This window comes from Parabacteroides sp. AF39-10AC, assembly GCF_003635405.1.
GTDB classification, from domain to species: domain Bacteria; phylum Bacteroidota; class Bacteroidia; order Bacteroidales; family Tannerellaceae; genus Parabacteroides; species Parabacteroides distasonis.
Genome location: NZ_QTLP01000001.1, coordinates 113,575 through 135,362 on the forward strand (window position 1 = coordinate 113,575; position 21,788 = coordinate 135,362).

Genomic DNA, 21,788 nt, shown 5'->3' on the forward strand with positions numbered 1-21,788 from the left:
TATTTAAAGTTTACTCCATTTCAACCGTAAGCTATTTAATACCACCGACACGGAACTGAAAGCCATCGCGGCGCTAGCCAACATCGGGTTCAGTAACAGTCCGTTCACCGGGAATAAGACACCCGCCGCCAATGGGATTCCGATCAAATTATAGATAAATGCCCAGAATAAATTCTGATGGATCGAGCGAACCGTACGTTTCGACAAGCGGATCGCATCCGGCAATAACATCAAATCCGAAGTAATCAACGTGACCATCGCCACATCCATGGCGATATCCGTTCCCTTACCCATCGCAATGCTCACATCCGCACGGGCTAAAGCTTGCGAGTCGTTGATACCATCCCCAACCATAGCCACTTTCCTTCCGGCGGCTTGCAAGGAACGGATATACTCCTCCTTATCGCTCGGCAAGACATCCGCCTTATAATGACGGATATCCAGCATGGCCGCAACAGTCTCGGCAGTCCGTTTCCCATCGCCGGTCAATAAATGAACCTCGATACCCATTTCTTTCAAGGCCTCTACCGCCTCTCCCGACGTAGGTTTCAACCGATCCGAAATAGCCATGACCGCAAGCAATTCCGATTCCCAACCGTAATAAACGATACTCTTGCCATCCTCTTCCCACCGGATGATTTCCCGCCCAGCCTCGGGCGGAACCATCGCCTTGAAGGTTTCCAAAAAGCCTTTGCTTCCTACCCAATACGTCACGCCATGTACCTGCATTTGGATACCACGCCCCGTTACGCTCTCGAAACTATCAGCGTCGATCTCCGCAGCCTCCGTTCCTTTCAACCATGAGAGGATAGCGGACGCCAAAGGATGCTCAGACTTCATCTCGGCGGTATAAAGGATATCCAGCATATCCCGGCTCGCCTCCGATATCCAGAAAGAGTCTGTCACCTCGGGCACGCCCTCGGTCAAGGTCCCGGTCTTATCCAGCACGACGGTATCCACCTTACAAAGGTTTTCCAAGGCAAAAGCGTCTTTGATCAATATATGATGCTCGGCGCCTTTACCCATCCCGACCATCAAGGCAGTTGGCGTAGCAAGTCCCAACGCGCAAGGGCAAGCGATCACCAATACCGATACCGCCGATAAGAGAGCGTACGAGAAGTACCCGCTTCCTCCTACTACCAGCCAGACGATAAAAGTGAGTATCGCCAATCCGACAACGATCGGTACAAATATACCACTTATTTTATCAACGATACGCTGCACGGGTGCCTTACTTCCTTGAGCGGCTTGTACCATCTGTACGATTTGCGATAATACGGTAGCGCTCCCCACCCCGGTCGCCTCCATCAAGAAAGCGCCCTTTTGGTTGATCGTCCCGGCCAAGACCCGGTCACCTTGTGATTTCACGACAGGGATCGGCTCGCCACTCAACATGCTCTCATCCACGGAAGAGGAACCTTGAGACACCGTGCCGTCCACCGGGATCTTCTCACCGGGACGGACACTGACAAGATCTCCCACCCGCAAGAACGAGATAGAGACCTCTTCCTCCTGTCCATCCCGCACACGACGGGCGGTTTTAGGCTGCAATCCCATCAAGCTCTTGATAGCGGAAGAAGTGCTGTTCTTCGCCCGCTCCTCCAGAAGTTTACCCAACAGAACGAACGCTATGATCACGCCGGATGCCTCATAATAAACATGCGGCTCCAATCCTTTCTCATACCAGAACCGCGGATATACGGTATTGAAGAAACTGAACAGGAAAGCGATCGAGGTACTCAACGCCACCAACGTATCCATATTGGCGCTACCGTGCAACGCATGGCGCACGCCGTTCACGTAGAACGACCGCCCGAACACGATCATAATCACCAAGGCCAGCGCCATCATGATCCAGTTACCGCCGGGCGTATGCATAAACACCATTCCCAGCAGGGCCAGCGGAATGGAAAGTACCCACGCCCCGATCGTATTCCGGCGTAGCTTCCGGTAATGCTCTCGTGCCATCTCTTCCTGTACCGCCGTCGGATCCTCTACCTCCACGACCAAATCGTATCCGGCCTCCTGCACGGCCTCTCTCATTTTCTGAGGAGTAATCAAGGATGGATGGTATTTGACGGAAAGCGTATTCGCCGCGAAATTCACCGATGCCTCCTCCACGCCGGGAAGTCCCTTCACCGTATTCTCTACGTTATTGGCACATACGGCACAACTCATCTCGAGAACCGGTAGTATAATTGTCTCCAAATCTTTCATAGATCGTATCACCTGTTTAGTTATATATAAATGAATAACAAAGATACGATAAATATGATTGCAACCAGATTGCAAACTTTACGAAACAGTATTTACGTACGTTAAGAAACCTAGGAACTTAATAGATTTATTTGAGAAATATGACTATTATTTAACAGGGAAATACCCGACATTTGTAACGATTTTCAAACCAATTACTAAAACTTAATAACAATATGATTCTAGACTCACTTGAGAACTCTAAGCGGATCGAATGTATCCATCCGCTGTTTAAGCAGGCTTTTGACTATGTTAAGTCTACTGATTTTTCAAAAATGGAAGATGGTAAATACGATATAGCGGACGCTGGTTTCACGGTTAGCATCGCCAGCCTCTTCGGAAAGGAGAAGTCGGAAGCGGCCATCGAGACCCACAAGAAATTTATCGATATCCAATTCCCCTTATTGGGCGTAGAGAAAATCGGATGGAAACCGGGAGATCAATTACTAGAGGAGTCCGTTCCATACAACGAGGAGCAAGATATCGCCTTTTATATCGACAAACCTACCGCCTATACGAAAATCTATCCCGGACAATTCGCCATTTATTTCCCGGAAGACGGGCACGCCCCGGGTATCGGCCAAGGGAATATCCGGAAGGTGGTTATCAAGATCCCGGTCCAATAGTATCGAATACCCTATTTGTTCCGCAAGAATAACCAGCTGAATACTTATATATTCTATATCGGATCTACTTCTATTCTACAAACCACGGCGTGGTCTTTGTAAACCACGCCATGATCTGTAAAGACCACGCCGTGGTTTATAGGATTCACGACGAGAATCAAGGAATAGATACAGATACGATTATCTTTATTCATAAGAAGATTTCCCTATTCAACCGTATATTCGCATATATGCGTTTGTAATACTTTATTCACCTCAAATCCACTTAAATCTCGTAAATTCTTGTTACCTTTGATGCCCGGTACAAAATAAAAGTAATACAAAGGAAGATGATTTCAGAAGAATTGAAGAACGACCTAAAGATAAAATGGGATCGGATGAGAGATGGTATGGCGAAGATGGATATGGATGCCTGTTTGCTTACCGTAGATGTAAATCTTTATTATACGACAGGACAAATCTATAGTGGTTATTTTTATTTGCCGGTAGACGGTGAGCCGTGGTTCCTAATCAAGCGACCGAACGGGCTTTCAGGACATCAAGTGGAATACATCCGTAAGCCGGAAGACATCCCACCCTTATTTGCGGAACGAGGGATTAAGATGCCCAAAAAGCTCTTGTTAGAGGCAGATGAGTTGACTTATAATGAATACATCCGTTTAGATAAGGTATTCCAACCGGAGGAGGCCGGTAACGCCACCGCTTTCATGCGAAACCTTCGCCGGGTAAAAACCCCTTGGGAGATCGGGCAATTCCGTATCGCCGCCCGCAAGCACGAGGCTACTTATAGCGAGATCCCGGAATGCTTCCGTCCCGGTATGACAGACTTGGAGTTTCAGTACGAGATCGAGAAACGTATGCGCAAGAACGGCTCGATCGGTCTTTTCCGTGCTTTCGGAGCCAATATGGATATCTATATGGGTAGTATTCTCGCCGGGGAAAACGCCGAGACCCCATCCCCTTTTGATTTCGCTTTGGGCGGAGGCGGCATAGACGCTTCTTGTCCGCTAGGCGCTAACGGTACTTTATTAAAAGAAGGTACCGCTATCATGGTGGATATGGCCGGCAATTATACGGCTTATATGACGGACATGACCCGTGTCTTCTCCGTAGGCCGCCTGACGGAGGAAGCTTATCGGGCGCATCAAGTGGCCCTTACGATACAGCAGGAGGTAGAAAACGCTACCCGTCCGGGAACCGCTTGTTCGGATTTATATAATATAGCGGCGAATATCGCTAAGAAAGAAGGTCTTTCGGCTAACTTTATGGGAACCGAGCAACAGGCTAAATTCGTAGGACATGGCATCGGTATACAGATCAATGAGCTACCCGTGCTTACCCCGCGCTCGAAAGAGGAGCTTTTACCGAATATGGTGTTCGCCTTGGAGCCCAAATTCGTGATCCCGGGTGTCGGTGCCGTGGGTATCGAGAACAGTTTCCTTGTAACGGAGACGGGCGTGGAGAAGTTGACACGGTTCAACGAGGAGATCATCCCACTTGGAAATTAAGATTTAATAGAAGAACTTGTTATACATTATTAAATTAAAGCACATGAAAAAAACATTAGCTTTTCTACTTTTGCTGGCTATTATCATTATGCCGGCCAATGCCATGGAAAAGGAGAACGTGAAGCCTGTCAAGAACGTGATTCTCTTAATCCCGGACGGAACCTCATTGGCGACTATCTCTATCGCCCGTTGGTTGCAATGGTACCAAGATCCCAGCAAACCGAAATTGAACATCGACCCGTATTTGTGCGGAACGGTGCGTACGCATTCTTCTAACGCCCCTATCGGCGACTCCGCTCCTACTACATCATGCTACATGACCGGACAGCCGAGCCGTACGGGTTATGTATCCACTTACCCGGAGAACGACGGTGATAACGATATCTACCCGACCGACCCGGCCCGTGCCTTCCAACCGCTTACCACCGTATTGGAGGCTGGCAAGATGTTGCAGGGCAAAGCTACAGGATTGGTTTTCACTTGCGAATTCCCGCACGCTACCCCGGCGGACTGCTCCGCTCATAGCTACAACCGTGGTAAATACGACTGGATCGCTCCGCAGATGGTTCATAATGATATCAATGTCGTTATCGGTGGCGGAGTGTCTATCCTTACGAAGGATATGGAAGATTATCTATTGGCGAACGGGTATGGCGTATATAGAAACGACCTGCAAGGTATGCGTGCCGACAATAACCAGAAGATGTGGGCTTTATATGGCGATAAGGAAATGGCTTACGATATCGACCGCAATCCGGAAGAGCAACCTTCTATCGAGGAAATGACTCGTAAGGCGATCGACAAATTATCCAAGAACCCGAATGGCTTCTTCTTAATGGTAGAAGGCAGTAAGGTAGACTGGGCCGCTCATGGAAATGACCCGGTAGGTATGGCTACCGATTTCTTGGCATTCGATCGTGCCTGCGGTGCCGCATTGGAGTTCGCACGCAATAATGGCGAGACTGCCGTTGTCATCGTACCCGACCACGGAAACAGCGGTATCAGCTTAGGTAGAAGAGATTGTAAAGGTTACGATAAATTGACGAAAGACCAATTGTTCCACCAATTCTCCCTGTATAAATTGACAGCCGAGGGTTTCGCCAACAAGGTAAACAGCGTTCCTAACTCAGAAGTGCAAAATGTATTCCGCACCTACGCCGGCTTCGAGCTGACTCCGGAAGAGATGAACGCGTTGAACAATTGCAAGGATTATAAGAATAGCCCGATACCGGAAGACCAACGCAAACCGGAAGATAATTCCTCCATGTACAGTGGCTCGTTAACCGGATTGATGGCGCATATCATCACTTCCCGCACTTGCTTCGGTTTCACGACTGGCGGCCATACGGGCGAGGAAGTATTCCTAGCCGCTTACCATCCGCAAGGAACCTTACCCCTAGGTATGAATACGAACATCGAGCTGAATGAGTACTTATGCAATTTGTTCGGATTGACACACGAAAACTTGGAAGATCTTACAAACAAGAACTTCGCACGCCACACGGACGTATTCGAGGATTACACTTGCGAGATCGTCCCTGCCGCCGACGAGAAAGGTTCTCCAACCTTGATCGTTAAGAACAAGAAAGATAAGAAAAAACAGCTAACGATCACCCCGTTCTCCAATATCGTGAAGTCCGGGAAGAAAGGCCAAGATGAGATACGGTTAAACTCTGTCGTCGTTTATGTCGATAAAAATAACACGTTCTATCTTCCGGCAAGTCTAGTTGATTTCTTAAAATAAAATATAAAGCGGAGGCCCTTCGGTCTCCGCTTTTTTTATACATTCGCGTACATAAGACAGAATATACACAACCTATGAAAAGTAAAAGTTTAGTTTCTATCGATCAATGTTCCAAAGAGGACATTCTTCGTATTCTGGATAACGCAAGGAAGTTTGAGGAGAATCCGAACCGGAAATTACTGGAAGGCAAAGTCGCCGCCACCCTGTTCTTCGAGCCCTCTACACGTACGAGACTGAGTTTCGAGACAGCCGTAAACCGTTTAGGTGGACGGGTGATCGGTTTCTCGGACGCTTCCACGACTAGTTCCTCCAAGGGCGAGACCTTGAAAGATACGATCTTGATGGTAAGCAATTACGTGGACTTGATCATTATGAGACATCATCTGGAAGGAGCCGCCCGCTATGCTTCCGAGGTGACGGATGTCCCTATCATCAACGCTGGTGACGGGGCGAACCAACATCCCTCGCAAACCATGCTGGACCTGTATTCCATCCGCAAGACACAAGGCAAGCTGGATAACCTCACCATCACGATGGTCGGCGATTTGAAGTATGGCCGTACGGTTCACTCCTTGATCGTGGGAATGTCTCACTTCCATCCGACCTTCCACTTCGTCGCACCGAACGAGCTGCGCATGCCGGACGAGCAAAAGAACTTCTGCGACAAGCACGGACTCAAATACGAGGAGCATACCGATTTCACGGAAGATATCATCAACCAGACGGATATCCTTTATATGACCCGTGTACAACGTGAGCGTTTCACAGACTTGGAAGAGTATGAGCGGGTAAAGAACGTGTATATCCTGCGTAACGACATGCTGAGAAACAGCCGTGAGAACCTGCGTATCTTACATCCGCTACCCCGTGTGAATGAGATAGCTTACGATGTAGATGACAATCCAAAGGCTTATTACATCCAGCAGGCACGCAACGGGCTGTTCGCACGCCAAGCTATCATTTGCGAAGTTTTAGGTATATCTATCGACGAATAAAAACGAAGTTTTATGTCAGCAGAAAAGAAAAAAGAGTTGCAGGTAGCCGCTTTAGAGAACGGTACCGCCATAGACCATATTCCTCCCAGCCAATTATTCAAGGTAGCCTCTTTACTGGGACTGGAGAAAATGAACAATACGATCACGATCGGCAATAATTTCCATAGCAACAAGATGGGATGCAAGGGTATGATCAAGATCGCCGACAAGTTTTTCGAGGAGGACGAGATCAACCGTATCGCCATGATCGCCCCGAATATTATTTTGAACATTATCCGTGATTATGAGGTTGTAGAGAAGAAGACGGTTACTTTACCCGACGAGCTGATTGGCTTGGTCAAATGTAACAATCCGAAATGTATCACCAATAATGAGCCGATGCTTTCCCGCTTCCACGTGATCGACAAGGAGAAGGGAACCATTAAATGTCATTATTGCGAACGTAAGATTAATAAAGAAGACATAATCATTAGATAATTGAAAATTAAGAATTGAGAATTGAGAATTAGCTTTACGGAATCTTTAATTCTCAATTCTCAACTTTCAATTATAAAAACGCAGTTTTTATTATGAAGCACGATTGGAAACCGGGAACCATGATCTATCCATTGCCTGCCGTAATGGTGAGTTGTGGGAATGAGCCTTCCGAGTACAATATAATAACAGTCGCATGGGTCGGTACGATTTGTACGAATCCGGCGATGTGCTATATATCCGTACGTCCGGAACGATTCTCTTATCCGATCTTGAAGAAGAATATGGAATTCGTCATCAACTTGACGAATCGTGAGCTGGCCTACGCCACGGATTGGTGCGGGGTAAACTCCGGGAAAGACCATCATAAATTCGAGGAGATGAAGCTCACTCCCGGAAAAGCGACTGTCGTTAACGCTCCTACGATAGACGAGTCTCCGCTTTGTATCGAATGCCGGGTAAAAGAGGTAATCGCTCTCGGAAGTCATGATATGTTTATCGCTGATGTCGTAAACGTACAGGCCGACAACCGATATCTAGACCCAGAAACAGGGGCTTTTGATATGCAGAAAGCGGATCTTTTGGCTTACTCGCATGGTAAGTATTACGGGTTAGGTGAATTTGTCGGTAAATTCGGCTGGTCCGTGAAAAAGAAAAAATAACGGTATGAAAAAAGTCTACCTTATAGGAGCGTTGCTATCTTTCGGTCTGTTAGCAGAAGCCCAGAGCTTCATGCGTTTCGAGGACAAAGCATTCAACTTTGGAGCCAAAGTAGGATTCAACGCCACTTTCCCAGTCATAAACTCCCTTTCCATCAATGGGAAGGAAGCGGAGAATATAGACATCGAATATAAGGTAGGTTATCTGGCCGCGGTCTTTTGCCGGGTCAATATCGAACGGTTCTTCCTCCAGCCTAGTTTCTCATGGCATCGTTCTGAGGGAAATATCCGTTTTTCCATACCTCAAAGTTTGCCGGAAAATAATATGATGTCCAATACATCGGCAACTACCGACCTCTTGATGATGAAAACCAGTTCCTTAGAGGTTCCCATAATGGTAGGCTATAACCTAGTGAAGAAAGGGCCTTACGGACTTAGCCTTATGGTCGGCCCCAAATTAAAATACAACTATAAGATCGCCTATACGGTAGAGTCTTCCACCACGCACGTAGAATACGTGAATGACAACACCCCGTTCGGAGTCAATATCGCTACGGGCGTAGGGGTTAGCATCGGACGGCTATTCTTCGACTTTGTCTATGAGTTCGGATTGAATCAAGTGGAATCCGATTTCGAGAAAGTCAACAACCCGGTTCCCGAGATTAATTATGATATCAATATTGACAAGCGAACGAACGTGATGAGTATCTCACTCGGCGTACTCTTCTAAAAAGACATTTTACCCATTTTTCAAGTACTTGACCAAAACCTTATCGATCCGGGCGCCATCCATATCTACGATCTCGAACTCAAAGTCCAGCCACTTTAATTTCTCACCCGTCTTCGGTACACGTTCCAATATCTCTAGGATCAAGCCGCTCAAGGTATTATAATCATGCTCGGCATACAAATCCTCCATGTCGAAATATTCCAAGAAATCATAGAAAGAATATTGGCCGTCCACCAACCAAGTACCATCCTCACGTTGTATGATCTCGGACTCCTCTCCGACTTCCGGTACTTGCCCGATCAAGCCTTCCATGATATCCTTCAAGGTTACGATACCTTGAATGCCTCCGAACTCATCCGTAACGAGTCCATATTTCACGTGTGTCTGCTTGAAAGATTCCAAGGCGTTATATACGCTCTGGTTCTCGGGAACGAACTGTGCCGGGCGAAGTACTTGGTTGATCGAGAAATCCGGTTGGTCGATCCTTCCGAACAAATCTTTCAGATAAACGACTCCTACTATATTATCGAACTTCTCCGAAGCCACGGGATATATATTAAATAAGTTCTCCTCCACTTTCTCCCGAATCTTCTCCGTACTATCCGTCACATCCAGCCAAACCAGCTCGCTACGATGCGTCATGATAGAACCCACGTTACGGTCTCCCAGATTAAAGACCCGCTCTACGATGTCCTGCTCTACCTCTTGCACCTCGCCACCGTCGAAGCCCTCTTTCACGATCGCCTTGATTTCTTCCTCTGTTACCCTATTTTCCTCTTTCGTATCCACGCCCGTCATCTTCACAGCCAACGCCGTACTCTTTGAAAGTAGCCAAACAAAAGGAGAAGATATCAAGGAAAGAAAATTCATGGGTTTAGCAACTAACATAGAGACCTTCTCGGCACACCCCATGCCGATCCGCTTCGGTACCAACTCTCCGAATATAAGTGTAAGATACGTCACGATAATAACGATCGTCGTTTTAGCGATCCCCAACGCATACGGTTCTAGGGCCGGTATTTGCGCTATTATAACAGCGAAATTATGAGCTAACGCCTCGCCAGAGTACAAACCGGTCAAGATACCGATCAAGGTAATTCCGATCTGGATGGTTGAGAGAAACTTATCCGGCTCATTTGCCAGCTTCAAAGCAGTGCCCGCAGATTTATTACCACGTTTCGCTTCGGTTTCCAACCTAGCCTTCCGGGCCGAGACCAAAGCGATTTCCGACATCGCAAGAATTCCATTCAGTAAGATAAGGCCAATAATAATGACTATTTCCATTAATTAATTTATAGTTTGATTATGCTGCGAAGATATATAAATACTTTAATATATAAAACAAGACACCTAAGTGTCTGCGCTTACATTTAACTAAAAAACCTTACGAATCCCTTGCGGTTTCAAAAGAAAGGCGTACTTTTGCATGACAAATACAAAGTGTGATTAGAAATGCTCGATAAAATTAAGGCTCTGCTTCATGAAGTAGAGAATATGAAAGCGGCAAATGCCGAGGAACTAGAAGCTTTACGTATAAAGTATCTCAGCAAAAAAGGCGAGATATCGGCGTTGATGAATGATTTCCGTAATGTGGCGGCTGATCAAAAACGTGAGGTTGGTAAATACTTGAACGAACTGAAGGAAACAACCCAGAGCAAGATCAACGAATTAAAAGAAAGCTTTGAGAATGTACAGACCGCAAACGATGATATTGATTTGACTCGTACGGCTTACCCGATCGAACTAGGCACTCGTCATCCTCTATCACTTGTAAAGAAAGAAATTTGCGATATATTCGGACGGTTAGGATTCAGCATCGCTGAGGGACCGGAAATCGAGGACGACTGGCATGTCTTCTCTTCCTTGAATTTCGCCGAGGACCATCCTGCCCGCGATATGCAAGATACGTTCTTTATCCAGCATAACCCGGATGTATTGCTTCGCACACATACTTCTTCCGTACAGACCCGAGTAATGGAAAAGCAAGAACCGCCTATCCGTATCATCTGTCCGGGACGTGTATATCGTAATGAGGCTATCTCCTATCGTGCTCACTGTTTCTTCCATCAAGTAGAAGCGTTATATGTAGATAAGAACGTCTCATTCGCCGACTTGAAACAAGCCTTGTTGTTCTTCGCCAAGGAAATGTTCAGTCCGGATACAAAAATTCGCTTGCGTCCTTCTTACTTCCCGTTCACGGAGCCATCCGCCGAGATGGACATCTCCTGCAACATTTGTGGAGGTAAGGGTTGCCCCTTCTGTAAAGGAACCGGTTGGGTAGAGATCCTCGGTTGCGGTATGGTAGACCCGAACGTGCTTGAGAACTGCGGTATCGATAGCAAGGTTTATTCAGGCTACGCATTGGGAATGGGTATCGAGCGTATTACCAATTTGAAATACCAAGTAAAAGACTTACGCATGTTCTCGGAAAACGATGTTCGTTTCTTGAGACAGTTTGAGTCGGCCAATTAAATTGAAAACCTAAATCATTTACCATCTCCCCGGGCCTTAACCTAGCCCGGGGGAAACACACTAGGTTAATTATGATAAAGGTTTTTCTTTTAATAATAGGAGGAGCTATCGGATCTGCGCTACGGTTCGGAGTTTCCACGTGGGTGCAACGATCGATGCTTTACTCCTTTCCTTTTGGTATCTTGTCGGTCAATGTGATCGGCTCCTTTTTAATCGGCTTCTGCTGGAGTATAGCGAAAGCCCATAATTTTTCTATCAATACAAGAGCTTTCCTATTCACTGGTCTTTTCGGTGGTTTCACGACTTTCTCTTCTTTCGCTCTCGACACGATGGTACTTATGCGTACCGGAGAATACAAGATGGCACTACTCAATGTACTTGCCAGTAATATCCTTGGTTTGATAGCGGTCTTCCTTGGGATCATACTTGGGAAGAATATCATTACAATGATCAAGTAAATAAATAAAAAAACACGGCACAAGTCAGTCATGACAAGGCCGTGTTATATCGAATAAAGCTGTTTCCAAATTATCTATTTACTAACCTCAAGAATACTTTCTTAGAAAAATAAGAAGGTAAAAACAGAATAAAGAAATACAGATACGAAGCCATCGGGGAGTATCCGAGAACCGTTCTATAAACACTTACATTATACTTCATAAGAGCCCCCTTATTCCTTGAGATCGAATTCGAGTGAATCCGGTAAATCGCCAACGGCTCTTTCAAGCCGTAAGCGACCTCACAACGCCTGAGTATGGTAAGCCATAACCCCCAATCTTGCCGTTTACGTAATTCCGGCATAAATACTTTTCCCACTTTCTCCGTATCATAAACTGCGGTCAGACAGCCAATTCTATTATTACACCGCATAGAGAAATAGGTCTCCCTTCTTTTTCCGATAACAATGCTGGAAATCTTGCTACTCTCGTCGCAAGTCATATACGAGGTATAAGATAAGGCACAATCCTTCTCTCGCATAAAAGCCAACTGTTTCTCCAGCTTTTCCGGGCACCATCGATCATCACTATCGCAAAAAGCGATAAATCGTCCTTTGGCCTCCGAGATAGAGCGATTCCTACAAACACCCGCCCCACAATTCTTTTCTAACCGGAACAACTTAATACGGGAATCCTTTTGAATATACCGCTCTATGATCTCAACAGAACGATCCGTAGAGCAATCGTCAGTAATCAACAGTTCCCAATTAAGATAAGTCTGCGAAAGAATCGACTCAATGGTTCCCGCTATAAAAGACGAAGAATTATAAGAAGGAGTAATAATGGAGACCAAACCGAAATTATCCATAACTATTTTCCGATACATTCATAGGTAAAGCCTAGCTCACCCAATTCCTTCGCATCATAGATATTGCGACCATCCAGCAGCAAAGGTTGCCTCATCACTTTCTTGATCACGGCCCAACTTGGCAAGCGAAACTGTTTCCACTCGGTCAACAACAACAATGCGTCTGCATCGATTACCGCCTCATACATATCCTTCGCGTAAACAACCCGATCAGCAACTCTACGTTTGCACTCGCCTATCGCCACAGGATCAAACACCTTGACCACGGCACCCGCTTTCCGTAAAAGATCAATCATCACCAAAGAGGTAGCCTCACGCATATCATCCGTCTCCGGCTTGAAAGACAAGCCCCAGAGAGCGATCGTTCTCCCCTCCAAAGAGTCAAAATGTTTTCTAAGCTTCGTATAAAGGATCGTCTTCTGACGTTCATTCACCTCCTCCACGGCCTTTAGCACTCCCATCGGATAGCCATTCTTTTCCGCCGTCTTGATAAGAGCCTTCACATCCTTCGGAAAGCAACTGCCTCCATAGCCACATCCCGGATACAAGAATTTATTACCGATTCGACTGTCCGAACCGATCCCCTTCCGGACCATATTCACGTCAGCGCCAACCAACTCGCAAAGATTCGCTATATCATTCATGAACGAGATACGAGTAGCCAACATGGAATTTGCCGCATACTTAATCATCTCCGCCGAGGGAATATCCGTAAAGATCACCCGGAAATTATTCAGGAGAAACGGACGATAGAGCTTGCTCATCATCTCCTTCGCCCTCTCCGACTCCACACCGACCACTACCCGGTCCGGACTCATGAAATCCTTGATGGCCGCACCCTCCTTCAAGAACTCCGGATTCGAGGCCACATCAAAGGGGATATCCATCCCACGTTTACTCAACTCCTCTTGAATCGCAGCCTTTACCTTCCGTGCCGTACCCACGGGAACCGTACTCTTGGTTACCAATACCGTATATTTCTTAATATATTGGCCAAACGTACGAGCGACCTCCAACACATAACGCAGGTCGGCGCTACCATCCTCGTCCGGTGGCGTACCCACGGCGCTAAAAACGATATCCACGTTATCCAGACAAGAGGCCAGATCCGTCGTAAAATGAAGTCTGCCTTCCTTGGAATTACGCAATACCATCTCTTCCAACCCCGGCTCATAAATCGGGATATTCCCCTCCAACAAGCCATTTATTTTCTCCCGGTTGACATCCACGCAAGTGACATCAACCCCCATCTCGGCAAAACAAGTCCCGGACACCAGGCCTACGTAGCCGGTGCCGATAATTGCGATATTCATAAGTTATAAGATTATATATTTCAGGAAATCTATAGAGAAGTCAAGTTTTGGTATACGTATATTACGCATATCAAGCCAAATGATATGCGATATTCAATTGTTAGATTCATAGTTCTATGCCATCCAATTCCACATTCTTGAAAAAAGGAGTACCTTTACGTTTCATCCATTCAGTAAAGGTATATAACTTAGTGCTAAAATATTCGCCAAATTGCCATCCTAGGTCGATTAAAGGATAGGCATAGGTATCAAAATCCGCAGAGGTTATCTTTTCCTTGTCCAACAATATTAGAATATCCCAATCCGATTCATCATGGACATCTCCACGGGCTTGCGAACCAAACAAAAAAACCTTTGTTCCAGCTGGCATCACTTGCTTTATCAAAGCCCTAAGAGAATATAATATATCGTCCTTCCTCATTGTTGTACAAAATAAACATATTATCATACGATCGATCATATTGATTTACAGCCATCGCACGATAGTTACCACCACAAATATACTTACTTTTAGCTAGGCCACAAATATTCTTCTTGATTTTTATCATATAAGACACCTTGCCTACATAGCCGGTACCGACAATGGCATTATATACAACCCCCGTTTTCCAGTACGAGGCGAATCAAAGCATAGGTACTTTCCAGAAGGGGATACTTTGGGATGTAAATCGCAAGCTATATGGCATTTAAAATCTTTCGTTTGAAACTCTTTGGGAGAATAGATACTTAGCAACAAATCCGCACTTTGAGTATTGATATCAGCCTTATAGATTTTTGCCATCCTATATTTATCCGGATAAGTATCCGCCACAAAAGACGTATCCGAGATAAAGGACTGATGACCATCCGAATTCAACACATCCCCTGCTATTATTTGATAATGATCTACATCTTTCATGTCATACAATACATGACAACTGTTACCATTTATAATGCAAGACGCTATCAATTGATTCCTGTTATTCCATACATAATGAGAACCGGACTCTTGAGTAGGTAAGGTAATAAGTCGCCGATCACGCAAATCATAAATCATGATCTTGGTATGCCGCCTCATATAATCCCCATCGGTTGGTATTTTCCGGTATAAGAAAGAAAGATACCGACCGTCTTTCGAGAACTCCGAATGGGTTACAAAATGCATATACCCCTGCCTATAGGATTCATCTTCCATCTGTGCCAACTCAGACAAAGAGATAAGCAACTCTGAAGTATTCTCCTTTAAATCCACCAAGAACAAACCGCTATCTTTAGGTGCCGGATCATCCAATTTCCCTCCATCCCGATAAGGATAACCATACCCGGGCATACAACGCTCCAAGCGCTCATAACTAAAAGAAGAGGCCAAAGATCTTTGCTCATCTTGATAGACCGCATCAATCGAGCAGTCTATTACTTGGTATTCCCCTGTCGATAAATCATGAATCTTAGACACAAGCCGATTCGCTATCGCCGTATTATAAATCATCCGGTTCTTATCCAACCATTGCAGCCTGCATCCTTTATGATAATTCCATGCGTAAGAGGTATCCACCCTATGAAAGTCCTTTATAGAGCCTTGTTCCAAATCAAAATATCCGACATCCAGTCCTTCCGTGGGTAAAGGCATACGCAAATCCAACCTATTTTGATTCGCCAATAGCTTGGTCTCATCAAAAGAAAAAGGCGTGACATCGTGAAATCCGAAAAAGAAGCCTTCCCGATATTGATAGGGAGAGGCGAAATACTCCTTCTTCCTTGGCAGCAAATCAAATATGCCTTGATACATATTCCGCACGAACTGCTTTAAGGCTGGATTTTTACGGACGAGGTTATAGATGGTAGATTCTAGTTTATTCATAAATCAACATGATTATTTTTTCAATTCAGAGACAACTGCCTTAAACTTCCCTGCTTTTGTACGGGGAATCTCATCCACATACTCAAATTTTACCTTTATGGTAGGGCTTATCCATTGAGATATATTTACCAACAATTTCTTCTCCGTAGCCACACTATAGGAATTCCTTCTCACAATACGTAAAATCATTTCACCAAATACTTTTTGGACTACTTGACACTCCTTCACCTCCGACGTATCTTTGAAAATATAATCTAGACGCTGAATGTGAAGCCCCTCTGGTGTAACTATATAGTCTTCATTGCGACCAACAATATCTTCTATAATTTGGCTATGTAATCCACATCCACATTCCCGGTCGGAGAACACTGCCGTATCCCCATTTTGATAACGAATAAAAGGCATACCAAGATTAGCGAACCCGGTAGCCAAAATCTCACCCTGCATCCCACTCTCTGTAGGAACAGCTTGATCCAATTCCATATGACCAATCTCGAAATCCTCGTGATAAACCGAGTGGATACAATGGGTAGCGATAGCGGCTTGCTCAGAAAAACTATACAACTCATGGATTTGGACACCTTTAAAAACAGCCTGTAAGATATTTTTCTGATTCTCGTATAACTTCTCGGCACCCGTGAATATGTGTTTAGGAGGAAAATCCAAAGCCGTACCCACATTCATCAACTCATTCGCAAATGTGGTCATAATAGATGGATAGCCTATGAACATCTCTATACGTTTCAGATTAATCCAATTTACGATATCCCGAATCTTCTGTTCATTCAACTGATGCATATTTATGAAATAACGGTTCAAGGCTCTATCATATCTCCAAAAGGGAGGTCTCGAAGTTGAAATAGGAACAATAGGACGACCGGAGAAATTTATACAAGCTTTTCCGAGATCAAAGCCAAATCTATTTTTATATCTTTGGTCTACCGCCCAATAATAGGCTGCACTATATTTAGTCCAATAGAAGTCCAACGCTTTTCCCGTTGAGCCACTAGTATTAAATAGAATAAGATCTTTTTGAGGAATATTATTGGCAACCAAGCCAAGCCAATTCTCTCGAATTTCCTCTTTCGTCAGAATCGGGAACTTTTGCAAGTCTCCTAATTGTTTAAAATCAGAAGGAGATAAACCAGCATTAGCATATTTCTTTCGATAATAAGGACAGTGATTATAGGCCTGTTCCAATATCTTAAAAATATGTTCTTCTTTGTAAGAACGAATCTGTTCTTTTGACCAACCCTGGGTTGAGTTCAAGAAATCCAATATCTTATAAAAGTCATCGTTGAAACGCTGTCTCTTTAGTTTGTAGCCGTGAAGAGAGACTGCGATATTTTGAAGCCAATAAGGGAGGGAAGAGTAAATAGATATAGTGTTCATTTGTCATTTGTCTTTTGATAATTAGGTAACTCGATATACCCCTTCCAGCCAAAATAAGGAACAAAATCAAAATGCTCCTTCTCTCTCAGTTCATCCAAGCTACCCCTCCAATCTTTAATATCACTAACTATATTTATAGTTTGTGGGTCAATTTCAGATATAGGCATTTCATGCTTTGAGAAAGCCTCATATACCACAGGTAATTTTCTCCAGTCAAAACCCATCAATGTCGTAGCCACAGTATCTACACTAGCGGGATCCTCTCCCGATATATAGACACCACATTCCTTTGGATCTCCTTGCATCGGACCAGCTCCTTCCATGGCAATAACACCATCTATAACTGAATAATAACGTTTTTTTGTTTTCCGAAACGTACCATCCGGATTCCCATATATCAGACAACGATTCAAATCCAGCGTCATTCGCCAAGTGGTATCATTCCCATACCAGTTCCCACTCCGGATTGTATTGCGCGTAGCGCCAAATACCTTCTCCCCCTCTGCACGAAGTATTTGAGCCATCTTAATTCCTATAAATGGAATATTGATTATTATCCTTTTTACGAACTTGGATCCCCATGTCTCGAACTGTCGTTTAAATGATGTATCAGGATAATCATCACCTCCATGTTTAGGAGATCCCCATGTGTGATGGGGCAAATAATTCTTATCAGCCGTTATCCCCACAAAATTCTTAATGCTTAAAGTAACACCTGTTTTTTTATGTGTTTTCATCTTCGGCAAAGAAATCACCACATCTGCCATAATAGGAGTAGCGCAAAGTAAATACTCTTGTATTGTTCCCTGATGATGTTTATTCAACTCCTCATAATTGGAGTCTGCTCCAAAATAATTACCTTCTCCCTTATGCCCATAAAACAAACTGTTCTTTTCTAAATTAAAAAGAACTGTTCCATTTGGGTCACCGGCCAATTTCTTTTTATGCGTGATAATCCCTTTCTCACTTGTCCACTCTTCATTCCGCAAATCAATTATTCGTACCGGCACTCCATACTTAGAGGTACAATCCGAAGCTATTTTTGTTAAGCCTATTTTTTTATCAATCTGCTCAAAAGAGGAATCGGTTTGAGGAGCGTCACAAATATAGACTTCTCCCTTTCCTCCTAATTTCTCACATACATAATTCGCTACATACCGAATCAACTCCGGAGATGTAACAACACATTTCCATTCATTTTTATCCGTTTCTTTTCCCTCTTTCACCAAATTTGGCTTCAATACCACCCGATCTCCCGGACGGATATCCATAAAATCAAGATAAGGAAATTGTTCATTTACATATACGTTCATATTCATTACGAATTAATATTCATCTACACAAGGATTGATACAATTGATTGTAACGATTCCCCATAACGGATACATCATATTTTTCACTCCGTTGTTTACATTTTTCAGAAACACTTTTATAGAATAATTGATCTTCCATCAACAGCCTTATTTTAGCCGCTAAATCTTTCTCATTATGAGGCTCAAAAAGAAGTCCTGCACCTTCTACTATATTCGACAGACCTTCCACATCCGAAGCGATAACAGGTTTTCCCGCAGCCATACCTTCTACTGCCGCTAAACCAAAACCTTCAAAATTGGATGACATAACAACAATATCTGATGCCTTCAAGATAGAAATAGCATCCTCCCTTACACTCAAAAATAAAATTCGTTTCGATAGATTGTAATATTGAGCAAGTTTTTGATACTCATCTAACAAGGGGCCATCTCCGACAAACAGAACATAAAAATCATCTGGTAAAAGAGCTAAAGCCTTTATAAGAGTCTTTTGATCTTTTTGTGGATAAAACCGACCTATTTGGACTATCAATTTTGCTTGAGAGGAAAGATTCAATTGTTCTCGGCCAATAATCTCACATTGCCGAATATTTTTTACATTAACACCATTGTTAATCACAAAAAACTGATACTTATTCCCTAGATACGATTTAAAAAATAGAGAAACTCCCTCTGAAATAGCAACAATTGCATCATATTTAGAATAAATAAATCTCTCTATAGGCTTCAATATCTTAAAAGACTGCCTATTGTTAAACGTACTATGTTCTGTCAATACCAATTTACAAGAAGCTGAAGAGAAATACTTTGCTAATGCCACCCAATAAAGAGCGGGAAACAGATGCACATGAACAATATCAAACTCTTTAATTATCTTTCTTAATTGAAAAAAGAATTTAGGATTATATAAAGAGTACCTTCTATTCTCTAAATAAATAACCTCACATCCCAACTTCTTTAAATCCTTTTCGTAAGAAGGAGACATTATAGACAAAGAAACAACCGTCACTAAGTTACCATGAGTAATTTGATAATCTACTAAATCTTTTACGATCTTTGCGGCACCATTTCCCCGCCACAATTGAGGGATAACATGAAGGATTCTCATTTTTAATTTTCTCTTTCTAGTTTAGCATACAAATCCATATAGCACTTCACGATAACAGGTAATTTAAATCGCTCAATATTTTCAAGTCCTCTCTTGATGAGATCATCACGATAATGATGATTTTTAATAAGTTTCATGACTCCATTCCTTATACTCTCTATACTATATGGATCCACCAACAAAGCAGCATCACCTGCTATTTCTTTCATAGGTTCCAAATCGGAAGTGAACACCACTCTCCCGACTGCTTGCCCTTCTATAATAGGCATTCCAAAGCCCTCATATAATGAAGGAAAAGAAACTATGTCACAATTCATATATTCATCTAATATTTCTTGATTAGACAAATCACACTTATAGACATATCTAATAGAATAAAAACGAAGCATATCCTCTATATCTTTTCTATATTTTCCCACAATATGCAATTCACAATTAATTCCTTTTAATGCAGGTATCAATCGTTCTAGATTTTTATTTTCAGCAGTTCCTATATGTAGAATAATCGGACAACCCTCATTAAATAGTTTAAATTTATAGTTATAATTTGTATCTAATGGATTATATATGATATGTATCTTATCTTTAAAACGAGGAAAATACGAAATAAGCTTCTCTCTCACCTCATTTGATATGCAAGTCACGTACGAAGCCTTTCTCATGGGAAGATAAAACCAAAGCCATTTAAAGATCATTTTTTTCAGCCCATGTTCAAAATCAAGAAATCTCGTATCATGAATGGTTAATACGACCTTTCCCTTACATAAAAGGATCGCATAATGCGTATCTCCCGTCAAATGAGTAATGCTATTACATAATCTTTTTACATAAAGAATGTTACGCAATAAATTACTAACACAAACTCTCGCATAGGGTAAGAAAATATTCTTAACAAGGACATTCTCCTTACGCAATCCGCTTTCCACAGTATTGAACACATGTTCTATACTATAATTTAAACCGGATTTTCTATAAACAAAAAATACATCTTTCATTAAAAACAAAATTGATAGGGAATAAATGGATTATAGCGACCGACTGAGTAATAATCAATACCTTTATAAAGCATACCAATAAAATAAACAAAGATCATTATTAGCATTATTATTTTTACACCTTTACCTTTATAACCATAAACCACATAAGAGACAATGAATACCTCATATATTGTGAAGTAGTTAGTACCTCTTGACACGATTATCTGAAAATCAGTTCCATTGAATATTGTATAAATAAGCAAAGATAAAAAGTAAAGGTTAAAGGAAAGCAACAATAACCCTTCTCGTTCTTTCTTCAATAGAGGATACGCAAGAAACAACCAAAGTGATTTCCGTGCTATTCCTAAAAAAGAAGCATTTACGCCTGTAGATTCTATTTCAGTATAGCCCATCAATCGTGTATCATCCCCTGATACATATGGTACTATCTCCCCAAAATATTTATCTATTACATCAAAGACAGATAGTCCGATACAAACAACCAGTAAAAGAACATAATATTTAGTCTTCAACTTGCTGTTCAAAAAATAAGCGACAGCAAATATCAATATAGACAAATGAAACGGGCAAGCCAATAATATAGACAAATAAAAAAAAATCCATTGACGGTTCAATATAAACCGAATACTATAAATACTGATAGCCAATGAGATCAATTGACGATTCATCCCTAATACGGGCAATAATGTGCAATAAAGACAAAAAAGAGTAAGTAAGGGATCTGGCGAATATTTCCTTATAGTGGGAAAGATTAATCCCCACACGATCACCGCTTCACAAAGCAAGAATACGTTATAATCTATCGTAAGTCCCCTTATCAGCTGATTAAACAAAACATATCCCGGCTCGAACTGTTCCCATTCATCCCATAAGCAATTTAAAAAGAACCGATAATAGTTTCCCCAATCCGTTCCCGTCTCCCACCGAAGGCCATCATGTAATACAAACAGGAAAAAAATGAATGTAAATAAAATATATCCAATCTTACGATTTGCCTTAAAATCGAGCCAAGAGCAACTATAAAGGAACAGTACCATAAATATATAGACAGCCAT

General features: G+C 43.0%; 21 protein-coding genes. 9 read left to right on the forward strand and 12 right to left on the reverse strand.

Annotation, left to right across the window (positions count from 1 at the left end; translation table 11 throughout):
• Window positions 1–3: 3 nt before the first annotated feature.
• Window positions 4–2,217, reverse strand: coding sequence for a cation-translocating P-type ATPase (locus DW033_RS00445; RefSeq protein ID WP_005857312.1), 2,214 nt, complete (start codon window positions 2,215–2,217; stop codon window positions 4–6).
• Window positions 2,218–2,432: 215 nt separating this feature from the next.
• Between DW033_RS00445 and DW033_RS00450 the strand changes: the two genes are divergently transcribed.
• Window positions 2,433–2,882, forward strand: a complete 450-nt coding sequence (locus DW033_RS00450; RefSeq protein ID WP_005857314.1) for a YhcH/YjgK/YiaL family protein — start codon at window positions 2,433–2,435, stop codon at window positions 2,880–2,882.
• A gap of 53 nt (window positions 2,883–2,935) precedes the next feature.
• On the opposite strand, the gene DW033_RS24585 is transcribed toward DW033_RS00450, so the two are convergent.
• Window positions 2,936–3,076: a hypothetical protein gene (locus DW033_RS24585; RefSeq protein ID WP_005857316.1), complete on the reverse strand. Its 141-nt coding sequence runs from the start codon at window positions 3,074–3,076 to the stop codon at window positions 2,936–2,938.
• A 135-nt stretch (window positions 3,077–3,211) separates the two neighbouring features.
• Between DW033_RS24585 and DW033_RS00455 the strand changes: the two genes are divergently transcribed.
• The 6 genes from DW033_RS00455 to DW033_RS00480 all read left to right on the forward strand — a co-directional run bounded on the left by DW033_RS00455 (window position 3,212) and on the right by DW033_RS00480 (window position 8,992).
• Entirely contained in the window at window positions 3,212–4,390 is a 1,179-nt protein-coding gene (locus tag DW033_RS00455) for a Xaa-Pro peptidase family protein (protein ID WP_005862709.1), read from the forward strand.
• Between the two features lie 43 nt (window positions 4,391–4,433).
• Window positions 4,434–6,134, forward strand: a complete 1,701-nt coding sequence (locus DW033_RS00460) for an alkaline phosphatase (protein ID WP_122382280.1) — start codon at window positions 4,434–4,436, stop codon at window positions 6,132–6,134.
• A 74-nt stretch (window positions 6,135–6,208) separates the two neighbouring features.
• The gene (gene pyrB, locus DW033_RS00465; RefSeq protein WP_005857322.1) at window positions 6,209–7,129 is read left to right on the forward strand and encodes an aspartate carbamoyltransferase; all 921 of its coding nucleotides are present in this window, start codon (window positions 6,209–6,211) and stop codon (window positions 7,127–7,129) included.
• 12 nt (window positions 7,130–7,141) lie between these two features.
• On the forward strand, window positions 7,142–7,606 hold the full coding sequence (gene pyrI, locus DW033_RS00470) for an aspartate carbamoyltransferase regulatory subunit (RefSeq protein WP_005862713.1): 465 nt from the start codon (window positions 7,142–7,144) through the stop codon (window positions 7,604–7,606).
• A 92-nt stretch (window positions 7,607–7,698) separates the two neighbouring features.
• On the forward strand, window positions 7,699–8,265 hold the full coding sequence (locus tag DW033_RS00475) for a flavin reductase family protein (protein ID WP_122297254.1): 567 nt from the start codon (window positions 7,699–7,701) through the stop codon (window positions 8,263–8,265).
• Window positions 8,266–8,269: 4 nt separating this feature from the next.
• Complete coding sequence (locus tag DW033_RS00480) at window positions 8,270–8,992, forward strand: porin family protein (RefSeq protein WP_005857327.1); 723 nt, start codon at window positions 8,270–8,272, stop codon at window positions 8,990–8,992.
• Between the two features lie 9 nt (window positions 8,993–9,001).
• Here the strand turns inward: DW033_RS00480 and DW033_RS00485 are convergent, their stop codons facing one another.
• Window positions 9,002–10,276, reverse strand: coding sequence for a hemolysin family protein (locus DW033_RS00485; protein WP_005857328.1), 1,275 nt, complete (start codon window positions 10,274–10,276; stop codon window positions 9,002–9,004).
• Window positions 10,277–10,444: 168 nt separating this feature from the next.
• Here DW033_RS00485 and pheS point away from each other — a divergent pair, with 168 nt between their 5' ends.
• Both pheS and crcB read left to right on the forward strand, forming a co-directional pair.
• A complete protein-coding gene (gene pheS, locus DW033_RS00490; protein WP_121962298.1) occupies window positions 10,445–11,464 on the forward strand; it encodes a phenylalanine--tRNA ligase subunit alpha in 1,020 nt (339 codons plus the stop codon).
• Window positions 11,465–11,535: 71 nt separating this feature from the next.
• Window positions 11,536–11,922 (forward strand): fluoride efflux transporter CrcB, encoded by a 387-nt coding sequence (crcB, locus tag DW033_RS00495; protein WP_122382281.1) that lies wholly within the window; start codon window positions 11,536–11,538, stop codon window positions 11,920–11,922.
• A gap of 70 nt (window positions 11,923–11,992) precedes the next feature.
• On the opposite strand, the gene DW033_RS00500 is transcribed toward crcB, so the two are convergent.
• From DW033_RS00500 to DW033_RS00540, 9 genes are all read right to left on the reverse strand, one after another.
• The gene (locus DW033_RS00500) at window positions 11,993–12,769 is read right to left on the reverse strand and encodes a glycosyltransferase (RefSeq protein WP_122382282.1); all 777 of its coding nucleotides are present in this window, start codon (window positions 12,767–12,769) and stop codon (window positions 11,993–11,995) included.
• Window positions 12,770–12,771: 2 nt separating this feature from the next.
• On the reverse strand, window positions 12,772–14,082 hold the full coding sequence (locus tag DW033_RS00505) for a UDP-glucose/GDP-mannose dehydrogenase family protein (protein WP_008772299.1): 1,311 nt from the start codon (window positions 14,080–14,082) through the stop codon (window positions 12,772–12,774).
• 106 nt (window positions 14,083–14,188) lie between these two features.
• Window positions 14,189–14,503 (reverse strand): nucleotidyltransferase domain-containing protein, encoded by a 315-nt coding sequence (locus tag DW033_RS00510; protein ID WP_008778387.1) that lies wholly within the window; start codon window positions 14,501–14,503, stop codon window positions 14,189–14,191.
• 141 nt (window positions 14,504–14,644) lie between these two features.
• Window positions 14,645–15,922: a hypothetical protein gene (locus DW033_RS00515; protein ID WP_122382283.1), complete on the reverse strand. Its 1,278-nt coding sequence runs from the start codon at window positions 15,920–15,922 to the stop codon at window positions 14,645–14,647.
• Window positions 15,923–15,934: 12 nt separating this feature from the next.
• Window positions 15,935–17,314, reverse strand: coding sequence for a phenylacetate--CoA ligase family protein (locus DW033_RS00520; protein WP_122382284.1), 1,380 nt, complete (start codon window positions 17,312–17,314; stop codon window positions 15,935–15,937).
• Entirely contained in the window at window positions 17,311–18,627 is a 1,317-nt protein-coding gene (locus DW033_RS00525) for a DUF362 domain-containing protein (protein ID WP_122382335.1), read from the reverse strand. Before DW033_RS00525 ends, DW033_RS00520 begins: the two co-directional genes overlap by 4 nt.
• 19 nt (window positions 18,628–18,646) lie before the next feature.
• Complete coding sequence (locus tag DW033_RS00530; RefSeq protein ID WP_005857337.1) at window positions 18,647–19,735, reverse strand: glycosyltransferase; 1,089 nt, start codon at window positions 19,733–19,735, stop codon at window positions 18,647–18,649.
• A 2-nt stretch (window positions 19,736–19,737) separates the two neighbouring features.
• Window positions 19,738–20,730 carry a glycosyltransferase family 1 protein gene (locus DW033_RS00535; protein WP_048928441.1) on the reverse strand — a complete coding sequence of 331 codons (993 nt, stop codon included), beginning with the start codon at window positions 20,728–20,730 and terminating at the stop codon, window positions 19,738–19,740.
• Window positions 20,730–21,788 (reverse strand): EpsG family protein, encoded by a 1,059-nt coding sequence (locus DW033_RS00540; RefSeq protein WP_005857339.1) that lies wholly within the window; start codon window positions 21,786–21,788, stop codon window positions 20,730–20,732. The genes DW033_RS00535 and DW033_RS00540 overlap by 1 nt, the downstream gene beginning before the upstream one ends.